Consider the following 5,131-nt stretch of genomic DNA (forward strand, 5'->3'; position numbering starts at 1 on the left):
TTCTCTACTTTTACACTACCAAATTTAGCAATTCTTCCAATATCATTTCTACCTAAATCAACTAACATATTATGTTCTGCTAACTCCTTTTGATCAGCTAATAAATCCTTCTTTATTAATTCATCTTCGATTTCATCCTTCCCCCTTGGTCTTGTTCCCGCTAAAGGATAAGTATATAAACTCCTATCCTCCAACTTCACTAAAGTTTCTGGAGAAGCCCCTGCAATCTCCTGATTATCACTTGAAAAATAAAACATATATGGTGAAGGGTTTGTAGTTCTTAATACACGATATGTATCAAATAAACTACCAGCAGCTTTTGCTTCTAATCGATTTGATAAAACTACTTGAAAGATATCTCCCTCTTTAATATATTGTTTTGCTTTTTCAACCATTAAACAATATTCATTTTGATTAAATAAAGATTTAAAATTACTTTCTAATTTTAAATTTTCAACTTTAGCTTTAATTCCCTTAGTAATTAAATGATGCAACTCATCAAGTTTTGTTAATGCTTCTTGATAACTCTCATCAAGATTTCTAACTTCGGCATTAACAATCAAAATAATTTTCTGTTTATAATTATCAAAACAAATGACCTGATCAAATAACATTAAATCAACATCATTAAATCCTTCTCTATCATCATTTTTTAAATTTAATACCGGTTCACTATATTTAAAATAATCATAAGCAAAATAACCAACTAATCCTCCAGTAAAGGTTGGAAATCCTGCAACCTTAGGACTTCGATATTGTTTTAATAACTTCTTAAGATAAATTCCTGGATGATCAACTTTAAATTTTCTACCATCTACATTCATTATATTATTTAAACAAGTTATTTCACTTTTAGGTTTATACCCCATAAAAGTATAGCGACTCCAGCGCTTTGTATCATCCACACTCTCTAACATATAACAATGTTTACTATAATTTTTTAAAATTCGCATTACTTCAATTGGGGTAATACCATCTCCATAAATTTCTTTACTGATTGGTACTAAATCATATTCCCCATCTTTTACAATTGTTCTTACCTGTTCTAATGTTGGATAATACATCGCTATCTTCCTCCTTCTTAAACAAAAAACCGTCCCGACAGAAAAGAATTCTGTCAAGGACGGATATACTTCCGCGGTGCCACCTTGTTTCACGATACACTCGTGCTCTTAGTAGATGCTATCACATCTATGACTACTTACGTAAGTCTAACGTCAAAGAATACTCAGCATCTGCTTTTCACTTTGCCCTCAGTGGTCCATTTAATAGGCTGCGTTCTGCTTGTTTTCACCATCCAAGCTCTCTGTAAGTGCACGATCTATTTTTATCTCCACTTCATCGGTTTCCTTGTAAAAATCATATAACTATTTTTTATTACTGTCAATGAATTATTAATTATTTTTGAATGTTTTTATTTTTAAACATTTTTCACAATTATAGCCATATTCTATTTTAGTTGATTTTATCAATAAAAATTATTACTTTTTTATTGAAAACGCTTCCATTTTAATGGAAAATATGCTATTATAATAGTGAGGAAAGGGTTAGTAGAAAGGAGTTGATAATATGAATGAAATGTATGTACTTACAGTGTTAATGCTTTATACATTGTTAGTTTTAAGTGAAACGTTGTTGAATACATATCGTTTATTAGTTAAAGAAGCTGATACAGAAGATAAATTTATTTATCCAAAATTAGGTTTTATAAAATCTATTCATACAAAAGTAACTCCGTTGATCCTTAGAATTAATCCAAAAAAGGATTACCTACTAAATATGAAACGTAGACCCCCAATTATATTGGTGGCCCACTGAGGTTGGGTCTTATAAGATAAGAATTGATTGATGGGAATCAAACGATTTGATGATAAATTCAACGATAAAAATAAACAAGTGAGAAATAAAATCTCACTTGTTTTTATTATCTGCAATTTACATTTTAACATATTCTAAAAAACCTTCTACATCATAATTTACTATTAGCTCTTCAGGAAAATTAGTTTCTTTCAATATGTCTTCAATTTGGTCAAAATTAATAATATCATAATGAATATGCGCATCACTACCTAAAACAATTTTAACCCGATATTCTTTACACAAATAAAGCATTTCAATTACATTATTGCGTGAATTAAGCCTTGAGGCACTACGCAAAGCATTATTATTTACTTCTAATAATGTATGATATTTTTTAGCCGCCAAAACAACCTCTTTATAATCAAGCTGACAATTGCCATCATCTGGATGTACAATAATACTAATATGTGGATTCTTAATCGCTTCTATTACTGCTTTAGTATTTTGCTCTATTGTTCCTGGTTGATAACATTGTAAGTGAATTCCAGCCATGCAATAGTCTACATATTGATACAAATCATCACTAATACTTAAATTACCCTCATGATCTAGAATATTAACTTCAATTCCTAATAATAATTTTACACCATTAATTTCTCTAGGAACAACACCTAAGTTCTTAAAATAAATAGGATCACAAGTACCTGGAATCCCCTGATCATGTTCAACAATTCCTAATAATTTTATTTCCTTATTTTTAGCTTCTGTAACCATTTCACTAATTGTTGAATAAGCATGTCCACTTGCTAATGTATGGGTATGTACATCTAATTCAATCTTTTCCATCTCTGTATTATCTCCAATATCTATAGTTATCATTTTATAATTTTTTATCATCTTTAAGCTTCTTGTCTATAATTAATATAATACTAGTACTAATTACACAAGCTATTATATCTTTAATAATTAATTTTAATGTAATTGGTGATTGAACAATAAAAATATCAGCAATTAACGAACCAATAAAGAAAAGAAATAGATATATGATAAAAGTTTTCATGTTCTTCACCACCTCTTTAATATGTAATTATTTAACAAACTCATTTATTATAAATAATTAATAACGAAATTATATCTTTTAGATTAATTTAAATTTACTCCCGTGCTTTTTTTAGAATCTTTTTTATGTGAGCAACATCTAATAAATTCACTGTTTCAAATTTACCATTATAAAATAATGCCCAGTTATTAAAAACTCCTGGTAATTCCTTTGCCTTTTCTAATGTATCCACTTCAATAAAAGAAGCTGAGACATCATGAGTAGAACAATACTCTTTTAGTACTTGAATATTTTGATAGATAAATGGACATTGCATATCATAATAAATGGTTAACTCTTTATTTTCAATACTACACTTTTTTGCAGTTTGACCAAACCTTGGTGTCGTACCATCAAAAGAAAGTGCTAACAGTTCATATCCACTTTCAGTAGTATCCACAACTTTAAAACCAAACTTTTTTACAAACTCCTGGTTAGAAAGCCAAGCTTTTTGCCTAATTGATCCAAGCATACAAACACCAGATTTACCATTTTTTTTAGCATCTGTTAAACAATATTCAATTAATTCTCTCGCATGTCCTTTACCTTTATACTCACCCAAGACCCACAAACAATAGATATAATAAAAGTTATCTCCTATAATGGGAACCCAAGCTGTTTCAAGCGGAGCATATTCTATAAATACAGTACCTTTAACATTTAACTTTCTAAAAACATGTCCTTCTTTTAATCGCTTAGAAAGCCACTGTCTTTTAGCTTCAACACCTGGATGTAATTTTTTAGTACGGATAATACAGCATAAATGTTCATCACCCAAATTTTCTGATGTCAAGTTTATATATTCATCACACATTTTAATTTTCCCCATTCTATAAATTTAATTGTTTATTTTATTCTTCAAAATTACCTCTAAACTTTTCTATTCCAAAAAATATTAATTTAAAATCTATTTAATCCCCTCTACAATGATTGCCCTGCTATCAACATTGTTAACTCGTTTTGACATTATTGCTTGATATTCAGCAGACGAAAAGCAGGCATCTAAATCTTCTCTTCTATCAAACCTTATTAAAATTACTCTTTGGGGATCTCTTTTATTGCATAATGAACATACGTTTTCACTCCGAACTAAATACTCACCATGATAATTCTCTACAATTGGCTTTACATCTTGTATATATTCTTCATATTCTCCACGTCCTTTTTCTTCATTAATATAAGTATCAACCATAAAATACCAAGCCATAACACTATCCTCCTTTTAAACTTCTAATATCCCATTACTGCTTTTATTTGTATAGCTTTTTCCTTTGTTGTAAGCATCTCTAATAATTTAAATGCAACATCAGGAGCTGTTTTCGGACATGAAGAAGTTATAATATTATCATCTACAACAAGCCATTTATCACCTAGTACAACCCCAAGCTTTTCTAATTCAGTCCGCTTGTATCCACCTTTTAAATGATAAGTTGTTGCTTTTTTATTATTTAAAACACCGCTTTTTGCTAATGGAAAAGCAGCAACACATACTGAAGCAATTGGCTTATGTAATTCATCAAAGGATTTAATTAGATTTAATGTTTTTTCATGATATGCTTCTTTATAAAAGCCATATTCTTCAAATCCTCCTGGTATTGCAAGAGCATCATAATCATTTACATTTACATTATCTATTAAAATATCAGCTGTTATCCATACCCCAAACGTACTTTCTATTTTTTGAGTAAAGCCACAGATTTTAACTTCAATCTCACAATTAAAATCATCTCGTGCCCATCCCATAATATCAATAAAAGGACTAAATTCCATCATCTCAAAAGCATTCAAACATAAAAGTAAGATTTTCATTTAATTTCCCCTTTTTTATATCTGTATTAATACAGATTTGCTATATCAATTGCAAAAACAACTCTCATAAGAGCACCAATTAAAATAAAAACTTTTAACCAAAGAATCATTATCATATAGAAAAAAGAAATTCCAATATACAAAAACACTATAAAATAGGCAACAAATTTTAAAGTATTTCTAGTTTTTTCTTTTTATACAAATACCTTACAATAAAATAAAAACTATAATTAAAAATTAATCCATTGATCACAATCATAAAAAAATTATACGATATTTTTGATAAAATCGATATACAATACATAAAACTAATCACCATTAATTTTAATCTCTTTATAATAAATTCATTATAACATAGAAAGTATATAAATGTTATAACTGATAATTATTAAAAAAAGTATAATAAATCAATATTTATTATAC

Annotated in this window: 7 protein-coding genes; 1 reads left to right on the forward strand and 6 read right to left on the reverse strand. The window is 28.4% G+C overall.

The genetic code is table 11. The features are described 5' to 3' along the window. The coding region (locus ACLR9T_RS13250) for an anthranilate synthase component I family protein (RefSeq protein ID WP_413109981.1) at positions 1-1,064 on the reverse strand (1,064 nt) is incomplete at its 3' end. 505 nt (positions 1,065-1,569) lie between these two features. On the opposite strand from ACLR9T_RS13250, the gene ACLR9T_RS13255 reads away from it, so the two are divergent. Further along, positions 1,570-1,818: a hypothetical protein gene (locus ACLR9T_RS13255; RefSeq protein ID WP_413109982.1), complete on the forward strand. Its 249-nt coding sequence runs from the start codon at positions 1,570-1,572 to the stop codon at positions 1,816-1,818. Positions 1,819-1,935: 117 nt separating this feature from the next. Here ACLR9T_RS13255 and ACLR9T_RS13260 read toward each other — a convergent pair whose 3' ends face one another. From ACLR9T_RS13260 to ACLR9T_RS13280, 5 genes are all read right to left on the reverse strand, one after another. Next, positions 1,936-2,646 (reverse strand): phosphatase, encoded by a 711-nt coding sequence (locus ACLR9T_RS13260; protein WP_413109983.1) that lies wholly within the window; start codon positions 2,644-2,646, stop codon positions 1,936-1,938. Between the two features lie 34 nt (positions 2,647-2,680). After that, on the reverse strand, positions 2,681-2,860 hold the full coding sequence (locus ACLR9T_RS13265; protein ID WP_413109984.1) for a hypothetical protein: 180 nt from the start codon (positions 2,858-2,860) through the stop codon (positions 2,681-2,683). Between the two features lie 94 nt (positions 2,861-2,954). Further along, a complete protein-coding gene (locus tag ACLR9T_RS13270) occupies positions 2,955-3,713 on the reverse strand; it encodes a GNAT family N-acetyltransferase (RefSeq protein ID WP_413109985.1) in 759 nt (252 codons plus the stop codon). Between the two features lie 93 nt (positions 3,714-3,806). Then, positions 3,807-4,106 (reverse strand): DUF1330 domain-containing protein, encoded by a 300-nt coding sequence (locus ACLR9T_RS13275; RefSeq protein ID WP_413109986.1) that lies wholly within the window; start codon positions 4,104-4,106, stop codon positions 3,807-3,809. Positions 4,107-4,129: 23 nt separating this feature from the next. Next, positions 4,130-4,708, reverse strand: a complete 579-nt coding sequence (locus ACLR9T_RS13280) for a DJ-1/PfpI family protein (protein ID WP_413109987.1) — start codon at positions 4,706-4,708, stop codon at positions 4,130-4,132. Positions 4,709-5,131: the final 423 nt, after the last annotated feature.

The organism is Thomasclavelia sp. (genome assembly GCF_047249845.1).
GTDB lineage: Bacteria > Bacillota_I > Bacilli_A > Erysipelotrichales > Coprobacillaceae > Thomasclavelia.